This is a genomic window from Cobetia sp. 5-11-6-3 (assembly GCF_013374055.1).
Lineage (GTDB): Bacteria > Pseudomonadota > Gammaproteobacteria > Pseudomonadales > Halomonadaceae > Cobetia > Cobetia marina.
Window position 1 is genome coordinate 462,836 of the sequence record NZ_BLWJ01000003.1, and the last position, 19,684, is coordinate 482,519.

At 64.7% G+C, this 19,684-nt stretch carries 14 protein-coding genes; 12 read left to right on the forward strand and 2 right to left on the reverse strand.

Annotated features, from left to right (window positions below):
- The first annotated feature begins 27 nt into the window (after window positions 1-27).
- The gene (locus HXS66_RS07790; protein ID WP_176503216.1) at window positions 28-1,257 is read left to right on the forward strand and encodes a PLP-dependent cysteine synthase family protein; all 1,230 of its coding nucleotides are present in this window, start codon (window positions 28-30) and stop codon (window positions 1,255-1,257) included.
- A gap of 121 nt (window positions 1,258-1,378) precedes the next feature.
- On the opposite strand, the gene HXS66_RS07795 is transcribed toward HXS66_RS07790, so the two are convergent.
- Window positions 1,379-1,939 (reverse strand): DJ-1/PfpI family protein, encoded by a 561-nt coding sequence (locus tag HXS66_RS07795; protein WP_077378415.1) that lies wholly within the window; start codon window positions 1,937-1,939, stop codon window positions 1,379-1,381.
- A 351-nt stretch (window positions 1,940-2,290) separates the two neighbouring features.
- Between HXS66_RS07795 and HXS66_RS07800 the strand changes: the two genes are divergently transcribed.
- The 3 genes from HXS66_RS07800 to HXS66_RS07810 all read left to right on the forward strand — a co-directional run bounded on the left by HXS66_RS07800 (window position 2,291) and on the right by HXS66_RS07810 (window position 5,354).
- The gene (locus tag HXS66_RS07800) at window positions 2,291-3,076 is read left to right on the forward strand and encodes a hypothetical protein (protein ID WP_176503217.1); all 786 of its coding nucleotides are present in this window, start codon (window positions 2,291-2,293) and stop codon (window positions 3,074-3,076) included.
- Between the two features lie 237 nt (window positions 3,077-3,313).
- Window positions 3,314-4,240, forward strand: a complete 927-nt coding sequence (locus HXS66_RS07805; RefSeq protein ID WP_077378410.1) for a lysine exporter LysO family protein — start codon at window positions 3,314-3,316, stop codon at window positions 4,238-4,240.
- 73 nt (window positions 4,241-4,313) lie between these two features.
- On the forward strand, window positions 4,314-5,354 hold the full coding sequence (locus HXS66_RS07810) for a LacI family DNA-binding transcriptional regulator (RefSeq protein WP_176493545.1): 1,041 nt from the start codon (window positions 4,314-4,316) through the stop codon (window positions 5,352-5,354).
- Here the strand turns inward: HXS66_RS07810 and HXS66_RS07815 are convergent.
- Entirely contained in the window at window positions 5,317-5,967 is a 651-nt protein-coding gene (locus tag HXS66_RS07815; RefSeq protein ID WP_308478147.1) for a gluconokinase, read from the reverse strand. The genes HXS66_RS07810 and HXS66_RS07815 overlap by 38 nt on opposite strands.
- 386 nt (window positions 5,968-6,353) lie before the next feature.
- On the opposite strand from HXS66_RS07815, the gene HXS66_RS07820 reads away from it, so the two are divergent.
- The 8 genes from HXS66_RS07820 (at window position 6,354) to betT (ending at window position 19,610) form a co-directional block, all read left to right on the forward strand.
- Window positions 6,354-7,712 carry a gluconate:H+ symporter gene (locus tag HXS66_RS07820; RefSeq protein ID WP_141392694.1) on the forward strand — a complete coding sequence of 453 codons (1,359 nt, stop codon included), beginning with the start codon at window positions 6,354-6,356 and terminating at the stop codon, window positions 7,710-7,712.
- A 259-nt stretch (window positions 7,713-7,971) separates the two neighbouring features.
- Window positions 7,972-9,372, forward strand: coding sequence for an efflux RND transporter periplasmic adaptor subunit (locus tag HXS66_RS07825; RefSeq protein WP_176503218.1), 1,401 nt, complete (start codon window positions 7,972-7,974; stop codon window positions 9,370-9,372).
- Window positions 9,369-12,494, forward strand: a complete 3,126-nt coding sequence (locus HXS66_RS07830; RefSeq protein WP_255303154.1) for an efflux RND transporter permease subunit — start codon at window positions 9,369-9,371, stop codon at window positions 12,492-12,494. Before HXS66_RS07825 ends, HXS66_RS07830 begins: the two co-directional genes overlap by 4 nt.
- Window positions 12,491-14,053 (forward strand): ATP-binding protein, encoded by a 1,563-nt coding sequence (locus HXS66_RS07835; protein WP_176503219.1) that lies wholly within the window; start codon window positions 12,491-12,493, stop codon window positions 14,051-14,053. The genes HXS66_RS07830 and HXS66_RS07835 overlap by 4 nt, the downstream gene beginning before the upstream one ends.
- A gap of 35 nt (window positions 14,054-14,088) precedes the next feature.
- The gene (locus HXS66_RS07840; RefSeq protein ID WP_084207931.1) at window positions 14,089-14,832 is read left to right on the forward strand and encodes a response regulator; all 744 of its coding nucleotides are present in this window, start codon (window positions 14,089-14,091) and stop codon (window positions 14,830-14,832) included.
- A 200-nt stretch (window positions 14,833-15,032) separates the two neighbouring features.
- Window positions 15,033-15,410, forward strand: a complete 378-nt coding sequence (locus HXS66_RS07845; protein ID WP_176503220.1) for a hypothetical protein — start codon at window positions 15,033-15,035, stop codon at window positions 15,408-15,410.
- Window positions 15,411-15,565: 155 nt separating this feature from the next.
- On the forward strand, window positions 15,566-16,696 hold the full coding sequence (locus HXS66_RS07850) for a Spy/CpxP family protein refolding chaperone (RefSeq protein ID WP_176503221.1): 1,131 nt from the start codon (window positions 15,566-15,568) through the stop codon (window positions 16,694-16,696).
- An 871-nt stretch (window positions 16,697-17,567) separates the two neighbouring features.
- The gene (gene betT / locus HXS66_RS07855; RefSeq protein ID WP_077378383.1) at window positions 17,568-19,610 is read left to right on the forward strand and encodes a choline BCCT transporter BetT; all 2,043 of its coding nucleotides are present in this window, start codon (window positions 17,568-17,570) and stop codon (window positions 19,608-19,610) included.
- Window positions 19,611-19,684 lie beyond the last annotated feature (74 nt).

Consider the following 19,684-nt stretch of genomic DNA (forward strand, 5'->3'; position numbering starts at 1 on the left):
CTCCTCCCCGCGACAGGAACCGCTGCCATGCCGACCACTGCCTTTCCCCCTCGCTCGCCGTGTGCGCCCTCTTCACTCGCCACTCCCTCGGAGGGCTTGCTGCACAGGACGCCTCTGGAAGCATGGCGACAGGAGTGCCTGGCACAGCTGGCCGCCTTGAAGGCAGCCACGCCCGTCACTCCGCTCAGGGAGCTTGCGCTTTGCGGGCTTGGCGAGGCGCGCGTGCTGATCAAGGACGAGCGCGCCCACGCCAGTGGTTCACTCAAGCATCGACTGGCCATGGCGTTGTTCGAGCAGGCCTTGAAGCAAGGCTGGCTCAGTCCCGGACGCCCGGTCATCGACGCCTCGTCAGGCTCCACGGCGGTCTCTGAAGCGTGGCTGGCACGCCGCCTGGGACTGGAATTCATCGCCGTGGTACCCAAGGGCACCGCATGTGACAAGCTGAAGGCGATTCGTGACGAGGGCGGGCGTGTCGTGGAGATCGAGAATGCCGTCCACCTCTGCCAGTCCGCCCAGGCGCTGGCCGAGGACAGCGGCGGCCACTTCCTCAATCAGTTCCAGCATGCCGCCACGGCCAGCGACTGGCAGAGCGAGACAAGCCTGCCGGGCGAGTGTCTGGCACAGATAGCCGAACGCGAGCTGCCGGAGCTTGAAGCGGTCTTTCTCGGCGCTGGCACCGGCGGCAGCGCCGCCACCTTCGCGCGCCATCTGCGTCACAAGGGTCTTCTTCGCCACTCGGGGCCTCTACACCACTCGGGGCCTCTACACCACTCGGGGCCTCTACACCACAGGGGCCATGGCGCTCGCGTGATCGGCGTGGACCCCGAACACTCCGTCTATCACGCCTGCTGGCAGCACCATCACACCCATGGCACCCGCATGACCTCACTGCCCGCGCCTCAGGCACCCAACCCCATCGAGGGCATTGGCCGCCCCTGTGTACTGGAAGCGTTCGACCCCGTGCACTTCGATGATTATCGACGCATCGCGGATGCCCGCAGCCAGGCGGCGGCACTATGGCTGGCAGAGCATGCCGGGCTTGCCGTCGGGCCCTCCACCGGCACCGCCTTCGCGGGCCTGCTGGAAACCCTCGAGCTCAAGCACGCCCGCGGCGAGGCGCTGACGGGTAGCTGGCTGCTGCTGGCCTGTGATCATGCCAGCCGCTACGCCAGCACCCTGGGCGACCCCGTCTGGCGGGCGGAACACCAGTCACGCCTCGCCCCGCATCGCGCCTGGATCGAGAGACTCACCGCCTGAAACGACGACACCCTGCCAAGGCGGGGTGTCGTCGTCGAGCATCACGAGGCGCGATGGCAGCTCGTGCCACGGCTCATGTCAGTCGCAATGCATGTCAGCCGCAATGGAGGTCAGTCACGCCTCATGCCAGCAGGGCATTGAACTGACGCAGCCACTCCGGGTGGGCCGGCCAGGCCGGCGCGGTCACCAGCTTGCCGGAGGTCACGGCATCGGTGACTTCCAGTGACACGAATTCGCCACCTGCCAGCTTGACCTCCGGCGCGCAGGCCGGATAGGCGCTGACGCGATGGCCTTCCAGCGACATGGCAGCCGCCAGCAGCTGCGGGCCATGACAGACGGCGGCGATGGGCTTGTCGGCCTCGACGAAGTGACGCACCAGGTTCAGCACGCGCTCGTCCAGACGCAGGTACTCGGGGGCGCGGCCACCGGGGATCAGCAGCGCATCGTAGTCTTCCGCCTTGAGGTCGGCGAAGCTCGCGTTGAGCGCGAAGTTGTGACCCGGCTTCTCGGTATAGGTCTGATCGCCTTCGAAGTCGTGGATCGCCGTCTTGACGATATCGCCTTCACGCTTGTCCGGGCATACCACATCGACCCGATGACCCATCGCCTGCAGCGCCTGGAACGGCACCATCAGCTCATAGTCTTCCACAAAATCTCCGGCAATGATGACAATGCTGGCCATGATGATCTCCTGATTGAACAAACGGGGTTGGCATCACTGCATCGCGCTCGCCTGACATCACCTCTGCCTGACATGTCGGGAAGCCTGCAGCTCACGCACAAGGCGTTCCCAGAGTACCTGTCCGGCGCGCATGAGCAAGCGCTGAAATAGCGTCCTGTGCCTGATGCGCCTGTCATCGGGGCCATCGCCAGCGGGCCCTCATGCGTCATCCACGACTGGCAGGAGAGGTGCGCCAGCGCGAGGGAACCTTGCATGCGGCCACGCTGCCCAATCATCATGCTCTCGCCCCGAACGACACCACTCCCCAAGGGCGGCCCCATTTGCGGACAGAAAGCTTCGACAGGAGTCACCATGCTTGCCCTTGTACCACGACGAATCCACTGGACACGCCTGCGACGGATACCCTCGCCTCGCCGCCTGAACGGCTGGCTTGGCGCGATGCTGCTGGGATCAGCCCTGTTGAGCACGGCGCAACAGGCGAGCGCTGACGTGAGCAGCGCGGAGTCTCCCGTGCCCTTCACCGCTCAATACACCCTGGTGCTGGACGGCTGGCCGGATGTGCCCATCACGCAGCGCATCAGCCAGAGCGGGGAGCTTTACATCGCCAGCATGGAGGCCTCCATCAAGGTGGCCAGTGGCTACGAGCAGGGACGCTTCCTCCTCAAGGAGGGCCAGCTGCAGCCGGCCGGGTATCGTTCCGGTTATCGTCTGGCGGGTATCGGCAAGGACTACAGCCGCGAGGCACCCGAGCCTGACGAGACGCTCCTCCCCGACCGCCAGACCCTGCTGGTACTGCTGAGCCAGCAGGCCGATGCCCAGTGGGCCGCGGGAAGTTGCCTGACGGGAGCCCCCTGTGCGCTGGAATATCTGGATCACAAGGGGCGCACCCGGACACTGATGTATGAGATCCAGGCCCAGGAATCCCGCGTGGCCGCCGGTCAGACCTTCCGCACCCTGCGGCTGGACACCTGGCGCAAGCATCGTGATCAGAAGCACTACCGCCTGTGGCTGGCCCCCCGCTGGCCGGGCCTGATGGTGGCTCTCGACTACCTCGACTACGAGGACAGCCCCGCAGGTAAAGTCCCCAAGCGCTCCGCACATCTGACCCTCGACCGGCTCAGCAGCTCGCGGCGCTAGGCCAGTCCGTGACCCGTCGTGAGGCTCGGTGTCCGGTGCTCTGAGTCCAGAACTCTGTGTCCAGGCCGCGGCATAAGCCGCGCTGATCCCCCATCAGCAGTTATCGCGCAGGATCCACTCCCGGGGATACCCTCTGTCCCCGGCAATCGTTACAGTAACCCTTCCCAGTGATACTCACTGACAATCAATCGCTTACGTCGCTCTGGTCCTGTCGACGGCCAATGACAAGGAAGGGTCATGCTCTCGGGTCTCATCTTCATCCTGCTGCCGCTGATTCTCGGCTATCTGGTGCGTATCGAGCAGCCCGCACGTCTGGCGGTCGTCAATCAGCTGGTGAATGCCTCGATCTACGTCATCCTGTTCCTGATGGGCATGGGGCTTGCCGGGCTGGAGCAACTCGGCGCCGGCATGGCCGCCATGAGCGGGCAGGCGGTGATTCTGTTCGCCATCATCACGCCATTGAATCTGCTGGCACTGTGGGCGCTGTCACGCCGCAGTGCACTGCGTGCGGATGCCTCACGCGTGGTGGAGGGAGCGCCGATGACCCGCTGGGAAGCGCTGTCCGGCTCCCTGACACTGGCGGCGGCGGTCGCGCTGGGCGTCGCGGCGGGCGTCGTGCTGGGACTGATGGAGATCTCGCTCGACACCGACACCCTAGCCGAGTGGGCACTCTATGCCCTGCTGGCGCTGATCGGCTGCCAGCTGAGAAGCTCCGGCATGAGCCTGCGCCAGATCCTGCTCAACCGCCATGGCCTGTTCATCGCGCTGACGGTGATGGCGAGCTCGCTGCTGGGCGGACTGCTGGCGGCACCGCTTCTGGCACTCGACTGGAATCAGGGCATGGCGATGTCGGCCGGTTTCGGCTGGTATTCGCTGTCAGGCATCCTGATCGGTGATCAGCTCGGGCCGATTCTGGGTGGCGCGGCCTTCTTCAATGACCTGAGCCGTGAACTGCTCGCCTTCCTGTTGATCCCGCTGACCATCCAACGCTTCACGCCGCTGGCCATCGGCTTCGGCGGCGCGACCTCGATGGACTTCACTCTGCCGGTCATCCAGCAGACCGGCGGTGTTGCCTGCGTGCCCGTGGCCGTCGTATCCGGCTTTCTGCTCTCGCTGGCCTCGCCGCCGATGATCCTGTTCCTGCTCTCGCTCAGCCACGTCTGACGTCGTGGTCCTTGCCGATGACACCCCGGAACGGTGACACTCGGCCTCTCTCTTTCCAGCGCCTGACATTGCCATGCCGCCTCTGCATCACACTCCACCGCGCCCCAGACGCGTGACGCTCGCCGACATCGCCGCTCGCCTGGGCGTGACCAAGGTCACGGTCTCGCGCGCGCTCAACCAGCCCGAAAAGGTCTCCGCCGCCATGCGCGAGCGGGTACGGGAGTGCGCCCGCGAACTGGGTTACATGCCCAACCGTCAGGCCGGCAGCCTCGCCAGTGGTCGCTCCCGGCTGATCGCGCTGCTGATCCCGTCACTGTCCAATGCCGTGTTCTCGGAACTGCACCGGGGGCTTGAGGCACCGCTGGCCGCCGCCGGCTATCAGCTGCTGATCGGCCATACCGGCTATTCGATGGAAGAAGAGGAGCGCCTGATCGAGACCTGGCTCTCGTTCGGCGTGGACGGTCTGGTGCTGTGCGGCAGCCGCCACAGCGAACGCGTCACCGAGATGATCGCGCGCTCCGGCTGTGCCGTGGTGGAGTGCATGGAAAAGCGTGAGGCGCCACTGGACATGGCGGTGGGGCTGGATCAGCACGCCGCCGGCCGCGCCATGGCGGAGGCGATGATCGAGAGTGGCCGCCGGCACATCGGCTTTCTGGCCGCGCGCATGGACCGCCGCGTCGAGCAGCGTCTGGCGGGCTGGCGCGCCGCCGTCGAGGCCGCCGGCCTGTCACAGGAGTACCTGATGACCACTCCGGCACCCTCAAGCGTCAAGCTGGGCGGCGAATTGCTGGACGAGATGCTGACTCGGTGGCCGAATCTCGACGCCGTCTTCTGCTGCAACGACGACCTGGCCGCCGGTGCACTGTTCGAGTGTCAGCGTCGCGGCCTGGAAGTGCCGGCACGGCTGGCGCTGGCCGGCTTCAATGGTCTGGAGATGACCCGTGGCACCTGGCCTGCGCTTGCCAGCGTGGTCACGCCGCGCCGAGAGATCGGCGAACGCACCGCCGCCCTGCTGCTGGCACGCCTGAGCGGCGACCACGCCTCCACGCCGCGTGGCCTGTGGGAAGACCTGGGCTTCAGCCTGCAGAGAGGCGGGAGTCTGCCCCGGGCGTGAGCGCTTTCGAGGATGCGTGCTGCGCCGTCAGCTGCTGACACATCTGTTCGACCAACGCCTGCGGTGTGGCACTGATGTCGAGGGTATAGACGCGCTCCGTCTCACGCTCAGGCACCTCCAGGGTCGCCAGCTGGTCATCGAGCATGGCGGCGCCCTTGAAGAAGTGATCGGTGCGCGCCTCCAGGCGCTCCAGCAACAGCTCGCGCGTGCCTTCCAGGAACACGAAGCCCAGCGCCGCATCCCCGCCACGCAGCTGATCGCGATAGCGTCGCTTCAGCGAGGAACAGGCCAGCACCAGACTGCGTCCCTCGCGGCGCGCCTCATCGATCAGCTCGACCAGGCGGGCCAGCCAGCCATGGCGGTCTTCATCATTGAGCGGGATGCCGCGCGCCATCTTGGCCACGTTGGCCTCGCCATGATAGTCATCACCGTCGATGAACTGCGCCCCCAGACATGCCGCCAACGCCTGGCCGACATGCGACTTCCCGCACCCGGACACGCCCATCACCACCAGTCGCACCCCACCCTCGGGCAAGGTGACGCTCTCGTCGTCCAGCGCGACGCTGCCCTGAGCGGACGCCGTGGATGACACCCCTTCTGCCTGCTGCTGCATGACACCCCTTCCCCTTGAAGAATATCCGTGTTGTCTGTCGTCCCGCCTTGCCACCCGGGCCGGCCACGGCGAACCCTGTGTGGCGAGCCCATGAGCGGCGGCGCTGCGCAGGATACCCCGCGCAGGCATCATCCATGTCGTGGCGACCCGGCGACATGCACCTTTCGGATCATTGCACAGACGCTTATGTTACCGGTAACTTTCATCCTGCACGAAGCAACAGGTCTTGCACAACAGGTCTGCACAACAGGTCTGCACAACAGGTCTGCACAACAGGTCTGGCAAAACCGGCCCTGCACCACAGGCCTCACACGACACGCCTCACACCATACGCCCAAGGCCGTGGCAGATCGCACCGCCACCGCCAGCCGCAAGAGTTCGCCATCATGTCCCCAGATAGCACCCTCGTCCTTGCCGCCCTCGGCGGTATCCTGCTGCTGCTGTACCTCGTCATGCGTCTGCGCCTGCACGCCTTCGTCGCCCTGCTGGTGGTGAGTCTGGGGGTCGGGCTGGCCACCGGCATGCAGCCCGACGCCATCATCGATTCCGTCACCAACGGCATGGGCAACACCCTGGGCTTCGTGGCCACCGTGGTCGGGCTCGGCGCGATGTTCGGCAAGATGCTGGAAGTGTCCGGCGGCGTCGACCGCATGGCCAATACCCTGCTGGGGCGCTTCGGGACCTCACGCTCCCAGTGGGCGCTGGCGCTGACCGGCTTCCTGGTCGCGATTCCGGTATTCCTGGATGTGGCCTTCATCATCCTGGTGCCGCTGGTCTATGCACTGGCACGCCGCAGCGGCCGCTCGCTGCTCTATTACGGCATTCCGCTGCTGGCCGGTCTGGCCGTCACCCACTCCTTCATTCCGCCGACCCCGGGGCCGATCGCGGTCGCCAAGCTGATCGGCGCCGACCTCGGCTACGTGATCCTGTTCGGGGCGCTGTGCGGTCTGCCGGCGATGATCGTCGCGGGCCCGATCTTCGGTCGCTTCATCGCCAAGCGTATCGATGCCAGGATCCCGGAGTACATGGAAAATGCCGGCAGCGTGATGAGCGATGAAGAGGTCAATCAGCGCGCCCCGGGCTTCGGGTTGATCCTGTCCATCGTGCTGCTGCCGCTGGCGCTGATCGTGCTCAACACCGTCTCCGGCTTCCTGTTCGGTGACGACAGTCCGCTGGTCGGCTGGCTGGGCTTTCTCGGCCATCCCTTCGTGGCGCTGAGTCTGGCCACGCTGATGGCCTTCACCCTGCTGGGCACGCGTCGCGGCATGACGCGTGAACAGGTGATGGAAGTCGCCACCAAGGCACTCGAGCCGGCCGGCATCATCATTCTGGTCACCGGGGCTGGCGGTGTCTTCAAGCAGATGCTGATCGACTCCGGCGTCGGTGACGTGCTCGGCACCCTGATGGCCGACAGCAATCTGCCACCGATCCTGCTCGCCTTCCTGATCGCCACCGCGGTGCGTGTCATCCAGGGCTCGGCTACCGTGGCGATGATCACCGCCGCCGGTCTGATGGCGCCGGTGATCGATACGCTGGCGCTGTCCGGTCCGGTGCTGGGACTGGTGGTGATCGCCATCGCCAGCGGCGCCACCGTGCTCAGCCACGTCAATGACTCCGGCTTCTGGCTGGTCAGCCGCTACTTCGGCCTGACCGAGAAGGACACCCTGAAAAGCTGGACGGTGATGGAGACGTTGATCGGCGTGATCGGCGTCAGCATGGCGCTGCTGATCGGGCTGTTCCTCTAGACACCCGCGACCCGGAGCGCTGACGAAAAGCTGCCACGTCATGTGGCAGCTTTTTTTGTGCCTGGCAAATGCCAGAATTCCCTATCGCGCGTCTTGCACGCTATTTCCCACTTTTGCATTGCGCCTGCATGACATCATGCGATCATCCACCCTTTCGTCCGCCATTCTGGCCCATGATCCTACGTCTCTGCCCGGCGCTCTCGCGACTGGTCAGAGGGCGTTGCGCATCAGGGCCTGACATCTTTCGTCCGGAGTCCGCATGGACAACAGCCCTGAGTCGCCAACCCCGGCATCGCCACCCTCCGCCACTGGCAGCAAGCCACCCTCCTCCCGCCGTCTGATCTGGATGCGCCTGCTGGCGCTGATCATTCTCGCGCTGGCGATAGCGCTGGCGGCCTGGTGGATGACCCATCGCCCCGGCGCCCCCAAGCGCGCGCCCAGTGACGCCCCGGTTCCCAGCGTGGAAGTGGTGACGGTCAGCCATACGGCCAGTGCACCGACACTGGAAGGCTACGGCCGCGTGATCGCCGATCGTCAGACGACCGTATCCACCCGGGTCAGCGGTCAACTGGCGCCCTTCCCCGAGGGCATCGAGGCGGGCCGTGAAGTCCGCGCGAACCAGCTGCTGGCGAGCCTCGACCAGCTGGATTACCAGCTGGCGCTGCGTCAGGCCGAGGCGGATCTCGCCACGGCAGAAGCCAGCCTCGCCTCGGAAAAGGGCGAGCAGATCCGCGCGGCCTCGGAATACAAGACCTTCGGTCGCAACCTGCCGGCGGCGCAGAAAGCGCTGGTGCTGCGCGAGCCTCAGCTCAAGTCGGCTCAGGCTGCGGTGGACAGTGCCCGCGCCAGCCGCGACCAGGCCAGACTCAATCTGGAACGTACCGAGATCCGCGCGCCCTATGACGGCCTGATCAGCGAGCGGCTGGTCGGCGAAGGCAGTGACCTCAACGCCTTCACCGACCTGCTGACGCTGGTGGCCACCGACCGCTTCTGGGTGCGTCTCAATCTCCCGCAGGCCGACATGGAATGGCTCTCGACCCATGCCCGTGACGGTCAGGGCACGCCGGTCCTGCTGTCCAGCAAGGCATGGCCGGAGGGCCAGCATCGGCGCGGCGAAGTGTGGAGCGTCCTGCCGTCCCTGGAGGACAACGGCCTGCTGACCCAGGTGATGGTGGCAGTGGAAGACCCATTGGCGCTCGACGTCTCCGAGGAGGCGCGCGCCAGCACGCCGGCCCTGCGCCTGGGTGATGTGGTGGAAGCGACTCTGACACCTCAGCGCACCGCATCGCTGATCGAGCTGCCGGTCAGCGCCCTGCGCAGTGGCCAGCAGGTCTGGGTGCTGACGGAGGATGGCTATCTGGAGAAACGTGCGGTGGGCGTGCGCCATCTGGGCAACGACACCCTGCTGATCGCCGGAGGCTTGAGCGATGGCGAGCGGGTCATCGTGAGTGCCTTGAGCAATGTCGAGGCCGGCATGGCGCTGCGTGCCCGCGGTGATGCGCCGACGCCGACCACCAGGACCCCTGATAACAAGGCGGCTGACGACAAGACGACGGCTGGCGACAAGAGCACCGCGACAGTTGAGCAGGACACCGCGACTGGTGACAAGACCGCCACGGTTGCCGACAAGCGCGCCACAACCACCGGAAGTGACTCATGACGGCACCATCGCGCCTCAAGGGCCCCATCCGCTGGATGCATGATCATGGTGTCGCCGCCAACCTGCTGATGCTGTGTCTGATTCTCGGCGGTCTGCTGATGTCCAGCCAGATCAAGAAGGAGGTCTTCCCCTCCTTCGAGCTCGAGATCATCAACGTCAGCGTCAGCTATTCCGGCGCGACCCCCGATGAAGTGTCCGAGAGTCTGTTGCAGGCCATGGAATCCGCGGTGCAGGACGTGGAGGGGATCGAGGAGATCACCGCCACGGCCGAGGAAGGCCTCGGCTCACTGTCCATCGAGCTTCAGGATGGCGTCGAGACCATGCGCGCCTACCAGGACATCCAGCAGGCCATCGACAGCATCACTACCCTGCCCGATGAGTCCGATCCGCCCGTCTACTCGCTGGCAGGTCGCTCGCGCAGCGTGATGGAACTCAAGCTGCACGGCCAGACGGATGACCAGACCCTGCGCAACGTCGCCGAGCGTCTGCGCCTGAGCCTGCTGGACAGCAACGACATCACCAAGGTGGAGCTGACCGGCATCCGTGACCGGGAAGTGCACGTGTCACTGGAGGAAGGGGCGCTGCGCCGTTACGGCCTCTCGCATCAGGATGTGGCCAGCCTGATCGGCAATCAGGCGCTCAACCTGGCCGGCGGCAGTCTGGACACCCAGCAGGGCGAGTACCTGGTGCGCTACGAGGCGCGACGCGACGGTGCCGCCGAGTTCGCGCAGCTGCCGGTGATCTCCAGTCAGGAAGGCAATGTCATCCGCCTGGGCGATATCGCCACCGTCACCGACGGCTTCGCCGACAGTGACAAGGAAGTGCTCTATGACGGTGAACCGGCGATCGGCCTGGACATCTATCAGGTCGGCTCCCAGACACCCAACGAGCTGTCCGCCGCGACCATGGCGATGCTGCCGGAGCTGTCCGCCAGCCTGCCGCGCGGCCTGACACTGAGTGTCGAGGACGATGATTCGCTGGTCTACCAGGACCGTCTGGAACTGTTGCTCAAGAACGCCTGGATGGGGCTGGTGCTGGTACTGGTGCTGCTGGGCCTGTTCCTGGAGGCGCGCCTCGCCTTCTGGGTCACCCTGGGCATCCCCACGGCCTTCCTGGGCGCGATGCTGTTCCTGCCGCTGGTCGGCGTGTCCATCAACATGATCTCGATGTTCGCCTTCATCATCGCGCTGGGCATCGTGGTGGATGACGCCATCATCGTCGGCGAGAACATCCACTCGCATCGCGAGCGCGGCGCCAGCATGCGCGAAGCCGCCATCCTCGGCGCACGCGAGATCGCGGTGCCACTGGCGTTCTCGATCCTGTCCAACATCGTGGCCTTCATTCCGCTGCTGTTCCTGCCCGGATTCCTCGGGCTGGTATTCGGCATCATCCCGCTGGTGGTGATCAGCATCTTCGCGCTGAGCTGGATCGAGGCGATCTTCATCCTGCCCGCGCACCTGGGACACACCAGCGAAAAGCCGATTCGCTGGCTGGCACCGCTGGACCGCGTGCGTCACGGCGTCCAGCACGGACTGGAGCGCTTCACGCGTCAGCGCTTCCAGCCCTTCCTCGAGGGATGTCTGAACTACCGTGGCCTGACCGCCATCTGTGGCCTGGCGCTGCTGGTGCTGGCGATGGCCTGGATGGCCAGTGGCCGTCTCGGCTTCTCGCTGATGCCACGCGTGGAATCCAACCGCGCCGGCGTCACCGCCAATCTGCCGGTGGGCAGCCCGATCAGCCAGGACCGCGAAGTGCGCACCCTGCTGCTGGCGGCGCTGGAGCGAGTCCGCGAGCGCGAAGCCGACCTGGCGGTCTTTTCCACCAGCGCCGAGATAGAAGGCAACTCGCTGAGCATCATCGCCAATCTGGACACCACGGTGGAGAACAACTGGTCGCCCTCGCAGCTGATCAAGGCCTGGCGTGAGGAAGCGGGCACCATCGCCAATACCGAATCGCTGCTGTTCGAATCCGATATCGGCGGGCCGGGACGCGGCGCGGGCCTCACCATTCGACTGTCATCCTCCGACAGTGCCGCGCTGATGGCGGCCGCCGCGACCCTGGCGACCTCGCTTGAGGATTACAGCTCGCTGTCGGATATCGACAGCGGCCTGGATGACGGCAAGCGCGAGCTCTATCTGCAGCTCAATGCCTATGGACGCTCGCTGGGACTGGACGGCGCGACGCTGGCCAACCAGCTGCGCGGACCGCTGTCCGGCGCCACGGCACTCAAGCAGCAGCAGGGTCGCAATGAGGTCGAGGTCAAGGTGCTGTTGCCCGAAGCCCAGCGCGCGAGTCTGGCCCAGCTGGAGAATTTCGGCGTGCAGACGGCCGACGGCGTCAGCGTGCCGCTGGGACTGGTGGCCGACATCCAGCAGGGACGCGCCGCCTCCAGCATCCTGCGCATCGATGGTCGCCGCGTGATCGAGGTCACCGCCAACGTCACGCCGTCCGATGCGGTCAGTCAGGTGATCACCAGTCTGGAAAGCGATGTCTATCCCGAGCTGAAGAGTCAGTATCCAACTCTGAGCATCGGCTATGGCGGACGTCAGGAGGAGACCGCCGACAACCTGGGGTCCCTGCAGGTCTCGTTGCTGCTGACCCTGGCGGCGCTCTATCTGCTGCTGGCCCTGCCCTTCAGAAGCTATCTGCAGCCGCTGCTGGTGATGACGGCGATCCCCTTCGGCCTGATCGGCGCGGTGATCGGCCATCAGCTGATGGGCTACGGGCTATCGGTGATCAGCCTGATGGGCATGCTGGCGCTGTCGGGTATCGTCATCAACGATGCGCTGGTCCTCATCGACTATGCCAACCGCCAGCGGCTGGCCGGAGCCAGTGCGCGTGAGGCGATCATCATGGCGGCCACGCGACGTCTGCGCCCGATCCTGTTGACCACGCTGACCACCTTCTTCGGTCTCGCGCCGATGATCTTCGAGACCTCGCGCCAGGCTCGCTTCATGATCCCGATGGCCGTTTCCATCGGCTTCGGCATCCTGTTCGCGACGGTCATCCTGCTGATCCTGGTGCCGTCGCTCTATCTGCTGCTGGAAGACCTGCAGCACAGCCTGCGTCGCCTGCTGGGACTGCCGCCCCGCCCCCCGTCTCAGGAGGAACGTGCGTCATGATCCAACCCGTGACCGCCCTGCGCTCGAGACTTTCGGTCCGCCTGTTCGTGATCCTGCTGCTGACCAATGTCGTGATCGGCGGCAGCATCTACCTGTTCATTTCCAAGAGCATGGACAAGGGCTTCGCCGAGTACCTGCAGCAGACCCAGCAGGAGCGCGTCGAGATGATCTCGACGGACCTGATCAGCGCCTATGCCGCCGAGGGCAGTTGGCAATGGCTCAAGAGTCGGCGCAACTGGGGGCGTATCGTGCACTCCCGCCCGCCGAGCGAAGAGGACGGCATGATGCCCGGGCCCGGCATGTCACCGCCGCCAGGCCGGGAGGACAGCATGATGCCCGGCCCCGGCATGTCGCGCCCGCCGGGACGGGAGGACAGCATGATGCCCGGCCCCGGCATGTCGCGCCCGCCGGTCGGAGAGCAGGCCATGCTGCTGGGGCCCAACATGACGCGCCCACAGGATTACATGCTGCGTGATGCCGATGGCCAGCGTCTCAATGGGGCACCGCGCCCCATTCCCGGCATGCAGTTCAAGGACCTGATGCTTGATGGCAGCAAGATCGGAGAACTCGGCTATCTGCCGGTAAGCGAGATGCTGAAACGCGGCAAGGACCAGTATCTGGAACGTCAGTCGCGCGATCTGGCCATCATCATGCTCTCATCCGCCTTCGCCTCGCTGCTGGCGGCCGCCGGGATCGCCTGGTGGCTGGGGCACCGCGTCCGTGACCTGGCCTCTGGTGCCAATCGCCTGTCGAGTGGCGACTATGCCACCCGTCTGCCGGTTCGCGGGCAGGATGAGCTGTCGCGGCTGGCCGAGGACTTCAATGCCCTGGCGGCGACACTGGAGAGCAATCGCGATTCCCGCCAGCGCTGGGTCAGCGACATCTCCCACGAGCTACGGACTCCCCTGGCGGTGCTCAAGGGTGAGATTGAAGCCATGCAGGATGGCTTCCGCCCGATGAGCCATTCAAGCCTCGGCTCGCTGGCCCAGGAGGTGGACGCCCTCAATCGCCTGGTGGCGGACCTGCGCCTGCTGGCACAGAGCGATGCCGGTACGCTGGAAGCCTGGCGCGAGCCGCTGGCGCTGGATACCCAGCTCCGTGACAGCCTGGACGACCTGCGCGGCTGGCTGGCGGATGCCGGGATCGAACTGGAGACCGACATCCCGCTGCCGCTGCGGGTGCTGGGCGACACGCAACGCCTGCATCAGCTGTGGAGCAACCTGGCCAGCAACACCCGTGCCTATACCGATGCACCGGGCAGACTCAAGGTCAGTCTGCTGCACGAAGCCGCAAGCCCCGCCCAGGGTGCCGGCCACCCCGGCTGGGCGATCGTGCGCTGGGAGGATTCCAGCCCCGGCGTGCCGGACGCCGAGCTTGCCCACCTCACCGAGCGACTGTATCGCGTCGAGAACTCGCGCAATCGCTCAAGCGGTGGCAGCGGGCTGGGGCTGGCCATCGCCAGCGCGCTGGTGAGTGCCCATGAAGGCGAGCTGGTGCCGGGGCACTCCACACTGGGCGGGCTGCGATGGGACATTCGCCTGCCGCTGTTGTCTACTTGAGACTGACTCTTTTTCATCCGCAAGGACTCTTGACCATGAGCGACATTCACGCCGACCACTCCGATGACCAGGCACAATCTCGCAAGCCACTGATTCTGGTGGTCGAGGATGAGCCCAAGATCGCCAGCCTGCTGTGCGATTATCTGAATGGCAGCGGTTATCGCACCCGCCACGTGGATGATGGCAATGCCGTCATCGCCGCGGTCAATGACGAGAGACCGGCACTGGTCCTGCTCGACCTGATGCTGCCGGGTACCGATGGCCTCACCCTGTGCCGTCAGCTGCGCGCTGAAGACGCCCTGCTGCCCATCGTGATGCTGACCGCGCGCGTCGAGGAAGTGGATCGCCTGCTGGGGCTGGAGCTGGGCGCCGATGACTACATCTGCAAACCCTTCAGCCCGCGCGAGGTGGTCGCCCGCATCAAGGCCGTGCTGCGTCGCAGCCAGGCACTCGACCAGACGCTCTCGCAAAGCTCCGCCAAGGGCCAGCTGACGCTCAACGAAGAAGGCTGGCAGGCCCTGGCGGATGGCCATGACCTGGGGCTGACCGCCGTCGAGTTCCAGCTGCTCAAGGTGATGATGCAATCACCGGGGCGCATCTTCTCCCGTGATCAGCTGATGGACCACATGTACCGGGATCACCGCATCGTCTCGGAGCGCACCGTGGATTCCCACGTCAAGAAGCTGCGCCGCAAGATCGCCAGTGCCTGGCCGGAGCGCGACGTGATCCGCTCCATCTATGGCGTCGGCTACAAGTTCGAGCCTGACGTGCTGGACTGACTCCCCGCCTCTCCCCGGGCCCGCGAACCTTTCAGCAACATGACAACCGCCGTCTGTGACCACAGACGGCGGTTGCGTTTTTGTTGCACCCGCGGTGCTAACTTGCTGTCCAACTGCGACGGATACTGTCATCACTGCCTGAGTACGCGACATCGACTGCCGCATGAGCTCGGGCTCACGCCACAAGTGAGGTATTCGCCATGTCCCACCGTCCTGCCAAGCGTGCGCGTCCTCGCACTTGTCTGATCAGTGCCGGCATGCTGAGCGTCATGCTGATGGTGTCACCGCTGACCGTGAGCAGCGCCAGCGCCGCCGATGTCTCCCTGAGCGTATTGCTGGATGGCATCAGCCTGAACGTCAGTCAGCGCGACACCCTCTACACGCAATATCGTCACTACCGCCAGCAGCGTCAGGCGGCCGAGAGCCACCACGATGCAAAGGCGCTGGCCAAGGCCCGTCAGGACTATCTGGCCAAGGTCGACAGAATCCTGAACGCCGAGCAGACAAGCCGTTTTCATCAGCACTTCGATCGCCACTACCCCGACAAGGCCAGCACGGGCAAGCAAGCCCGGCACTGACGGCCTCGTGGCAGGCTGCCGCGACAGCGTTGCAGATCCTGACATGACACATTGCACACTTACCCGCGAGTACTTGCACAATCCCGGCACATTCGCCGCCGATACTCGCTATATCGCATGAACGCAGTTCTTTATCTCGACATACGGAGTACGTCATGAACCGCATTTCTCGCAAGCTCATCGTTTCCGGTCTGCTGACCGCCCTGGCACTGCCGATGACCGCCATGGCCGCCAGCGGCGTCAAGCAACAGGAACAGCACGACGGTGCCGCCGGCCGCCAGGCAGGCCTGGACAAGATTCTCGCCAGCTGGCACCTCAGCGATGCTCAGAAACAGAAGCTCGAAACGCTGAAGCAGCAGCAGATGGAAAGCCGCAAGCAGCTCAAGGAACAGACCTTCGACTCTCGCGAAGCACGTCGTGATGCCATCAAGGCCCAGCGTGACCAGCACAAGGCCGCCCTCGCCGAGATTCTCGACGACAACCAGGTCAAGGTGCTTGAAGCCTACTGGGCCGCAGGCAAGCCGATGCACGGCAAGCATGATGCCAAGCGCCCTGATGGGGCCGACAAGCATGGCGACAAGCCGATGGCCATGAAGGACAAGCCGGCCGGCGGCAAGCACATGGGACGCGATGGCGATCAGCGCATGGCACTGATGGGCGCCCTGTTCGACAGCTGGAACCTGGATGAGGACCAGCGTGCGTCCCTCAAGGATTCCTTCGATGCCATGCGCGGCGACATGAAGTCGCTCAAGGAAACCGACTTCGACTCGCGTGAAGCGCGCAAGACCGCCTTCAAGGAACTGCGCGAGACGCAGCACGAGCGCCTCGCCAAGGTGCTCAACGATGACCAGATCAAGGTGCTGGACATGATGCACCAGCGCGACAAGCGCGGCCCGAAGATGGCGGAGCGTCAGCAGCGCGAAGGCATGAAGGCCCTGCTGGCAAGCTGGAATCTGAGCGATGATCAGATGCAGGCGCTCAAGGAAGTCCGCAAGGAAATGCGTGACGAGATGCATGACAGCATGAAAGAGATGCACGACGACATGCGGGATGCCATGAAGGATGCCGACACCAGACAGGAGCGTGTCGCGGCCCGTCAGGAAATGCGCAAGGAGATGAAGGAGCAGCGCCTGGAACTGCGTCAGGAAGGCCGCGAGAAACTGGCTGATGTTCTGTCCGCCGAACAGCTGGACGCGCTGGAGGCCTTCATGGCCAATGGCATGCGTCATGGCGGCCCGCACGGTGGTCCGCAGGAGGGACCGGGCGAGCCGGCTCCGCAGGCCTGATGCGCGGCACCTGAGAGGCGACTCCCCTTTTCAGGTGCCAGCCAGACACGCCCCATGAAGTGACCCTGATCGGTCTTGTGGGGAAGAAAACGCGAAAACGATGCCGCCCCGGCCGCCTTCTGGTGGTCGGGGCGGTGTCGTTTTCGTCCATTGGCGACAGAAATGTCTCTCTCCGCGACATTCCTGACGGGAGGCTCTGGCATGAGGGCTCGCGCCCGACGGATCGCGACAGGTTCATAAGAGAAAGCGACAGTCCCCCTGTCTTTTTGGGTAATGGGGGTTATATTTTTATTGAACAATCAATTAAAATAATTTTGCGAGGCCTTGAGCATTACATGGCGTGATGATGAGAGTCGTGCTTTCCTGACTGCTGAGCTCCCCCGTCCGAGGGTTCTCTCGAACGACAGGGCATTGAGCAACGGTGTCCATGACAGAAGCCACCGCAGGGGGATGCCTGCAACCGTCAGCGGAAAGCGGACCCGGCACTGGCCGCGAAGGAATTCGCGCCGCGCAGATGTCGGAGTCAGAGATCTTGGCAAGACAGTCTCTGACGTCCAGCAGCGCCCTGTGAACGTTCACCATGATGAAGGTCGCGAGACAGTCGCCAGGCATGCCGTTGCCGAGGCGCCCGCCGACCGACCTTCGTGAATCGCCTTGAGGCCGTTCTCGCCTGCTGCCTGCGGATGGACCTGCCATTCCTCCGCCTGCCAGTCGACACTGCCACCGCTTCAGCGCTGCCCATGACGGGAGCTGAGCGAGGCCCGTGCCGTTCGTGTCCGTCTTTGCTGACACCCTGCCGTTGCCCCCACAGCCGCAGGCTGTCAGCAAAGCACTACGCACGAGTGAAACTTCCCCATGACAGGAGTTCCTCATGCAGAAACCCGCTTCCTCCGAGAGCGCTGCGCCGACCTCGAGTCGCATCAATCCGACGGTCTTCTACGGATCGATCATCGGTATCGTGGCGTTCCTCGCCTTCGCGATGCTGTTCACCGAACTGGCTGACCAGTGGATCGGCAACGCCCTGAGCTGGACCATCGATACCTTCGGCTGGTTCTACATGCTGGCCATCGTGGCCTATCTGGTCTTCGGTGTGCTGATCGCCTGCTCACGCTTCGGGCGCATCCGCCTGGGACCGGACGACTCGCGTCCTGAATTCTCGCTGATGTCCTGGGCCGCGATGCTGTTCGCCGCCGGTATCGGCATCGACATCCTGTTCTACTGCATCGCCGAGCCGCTGTCCCACTATGTGGCACCGGTCACGGGGGACCCCGAGACCCAGGCGGCGATCCGCAACGCCATGGTGGAAACCTTCTTCCACTGGGGGCTCTCCGGCTGGGGCATCTATGTGCTCGCCGGCATGTCGCTTGCGTACTTCAGCTATCGCCACCGCCTGCCGCTGGCCATCCGCTCGGCCTTCTATCCGCTGCTGGGCAACCGCATCAATGGCCCGATCGGCAACGCCGTGGATATCTTCGCCATCATCTCCACCGTGTTCGGGATCGCCACCTCACTGGGCATCGGCGTCATCCAGCTGAACTACGGTCTCAAGTTCATGCTGGGCGTGCCCGAGAACCTCGCCGTGCAAGCGGCACTGATCATCGGCGTGATGATTCTGGCGACGATTTCCGTCATCACCGGTGTCGAGAAGGGCATCCGCCTGCTGTCCGAATTCAACATGCTGCTGGCCACCGCCCTGCTGATCTTCGTGCTGGCCGTCAGCGACACCTCCCAGCTGCTCAACGCGCTGGTGCTCAACATCGGTGACTACCTGACCCAGTTCACCGCCAAGAGCTTCGATACCTATGCCTACACGCCGGGTACCGATGAATGGATGAGCGGCTGGACCCTGTTCTTCTGGGGCTGGTGGATCGCCTGGACCCCGTTCGTGGGCCTGTTCCTCGCGCGCATCTCACGTGGCCGCACCATCCGTCAGTTCGTGTTCGGTGCGCTGCTGATCCCGCTGAGCTTCATGATGGTATGGATGAGCGTCTTCGGTAACTCGGCCATCGACATGGTCGCCAACCAGGGCGTCAGCGCACTGGCCACCGAAGCCCTGAACGCACCGCAGAACACCATCTATACCTTCCTGGAGCAGCTGCCGTACTCCACCATCACCACCGCCGTGGTGGCGATTCTGGGGATCGTGTTCTTCGTGACCTCCGCCGACTCCGGCGCGCTGGTACTGGCCAACTTCACGTCCATCCTCAAGGACGTCAACCACGATGCACCGATCTGGCTGCGCATCTTCTGGTCCGCCATCATCGGCCTGCTGACGCTGGCTCTGCTGATGGTCGGGGGGCTGAGCGCGCTGCAGAGCGCCGTGGTGATCACCGCCGTGCCCTTCTCCATCGTGCTGATCTTCATGATGATCGGCATGTACAAGGCGCTGATGATCGAGGACCGCAAGGAGAACGTGCGTCAGGACAACAGCTGCGTCTATGAAGGGGTCGACTGGCACGAGCGTCTGGATCACGTGCTCGACTTCGCCAAGAGCGGCAGTGCCGAGGCAACGCTGAAGCGCTCCATTCGTCCGGCGCTCAACCAGCTGGCCGAAGAGCTCAACCGTCGCGGCCAGGTCTCCTCCGTCAGTGAAGAGACGGCAGAGGGCGAGCCGCTGCCGCGCGTGACACTGGAAGTCGAGTTCGAGGATGCCTCCAACTTCGTCTACCAGGTGCGTTCGGTGCGTCACCAGACGCCGAGCTTCATCGATGCCAACGATGACTACTACCTGCGTCTGGCCGTCCACCTCTCCGAGGGTGGCAGCGGTCAGGAGCTCAACGGCCTGTCGCGTGCTCAGGTGCTCGATGAAGTGGTCACCGCCTATCAGCAGCATCTGGCCTTCGTGCGCAACGATACGGTCAATGAAGCCCCGGTGATGCCAGGCGTGATCGGCAAGCAGACCGACATCGACTGAGTCGTCATCCGGTGCCGAGCCTACGCTCGGCCTGCAACGCAAAAGCCCCCGCCGGTCTCCCGGCGGGGGCTTTT

Bases quoted from the DNA above. Each gene is read 5' to 3' on its own strand.
- HXS66_RS07790 (WP_176503216.1), top strand. From the start codon at position 28: ATGCCGACCACTGCCTTTCCCCCTCGCTCGCCGTGTGCGCCCTCTTCA.
- HXS66_RS07795 (WP_077378415.1), bottom strand. From the start codon at position 1,939: ATGGCCAGCATTGTCATCATTGCCGGAGATTTTGTGGAAGACTATGAG.
- HXS66_RS07800 (WP_176503217.1), top strand. From the start codon at position 2,291: ATGCTTGCCCTTGTACCACGACGAATCCACTGGACACGCCTGCGACGG.
- HXS66_RS07805 (WP_077378410.1), top strand. From the start codon at position 3,314: ATGCTCTCGGGTCTCATCTTCATCCTGCTGCCGCTGATTCTCGGCTAT.
- HXS66_RS07810 (WP_176493545.1), top strand. From the start codon at position 4,314: ATGCCGCCTCTGCATCACACTCCACCGCGCCCCAGACGCGTGACGCTC.
- HXS66_RS07815 (WP_308478147.1), bottom strand. From the start codon at position 5,967: ATGCAGCAGCAGGCAGAAGGGGTGTCATCCACGGCGTCCGCTCAGGGC.
- HXS66_RS07820 (WP_141392694.1), top strand. From the start codon at position 6,354: ATGTCCCCAGATAGCACCCTCGTCCTTGCCGCCCTCGGCGGTATCCTG.
- HXS66_RS07825 (WP_176503218.1), top strand. From the start codon at position 7,972: ATGGACAACAGCCCTGAGTCGCCAACCCCGGCATCGCCACCCTCCGCC.
- HXS66_RS07830 (WP_255303154.1), top strand. From the start codon at position 9,369: ATGACGGCACCATCGCGCCTCAAGGGCCCCATCCGCTGGATGCATGAT.
- HXS66_RS07835 (WP_176503219.1), top strand. From the start codon at position 12,491: ATGATCCAACCCGTGACCGCCCTGCGCTCGAGACTTTCGGTCCGCCTG.
- HXS66_RS07840 (WP_084207931.1), top strand. From the start codon at position 14,089: ATGAGCGACATTCACGCCGACCACTCCGATGACCAGGCACAATCTCGC.
- HXS66_RS07845 (WP_176503220.1), top strand. From the start codon at position 15,033: ATGTCCCACCGTCCTGCCAAGCGTGCGCGTCCTCGCACTTGTCTGATC.
- HXS66_RS07850 (WP_176503221.1), top strand. From the start codon at position 15,566: ATGAACCGCATTTCTCGCAAGCTCATCGTTTCCGGTCTGCTGACCGCC.
- betT (WP_077378383.1), top strand. From the start codon at position 17,568: ATGCAGAAACCCGCTTCCTCCGAGAGCGCTGCGCCGACCTCGAGTCGC.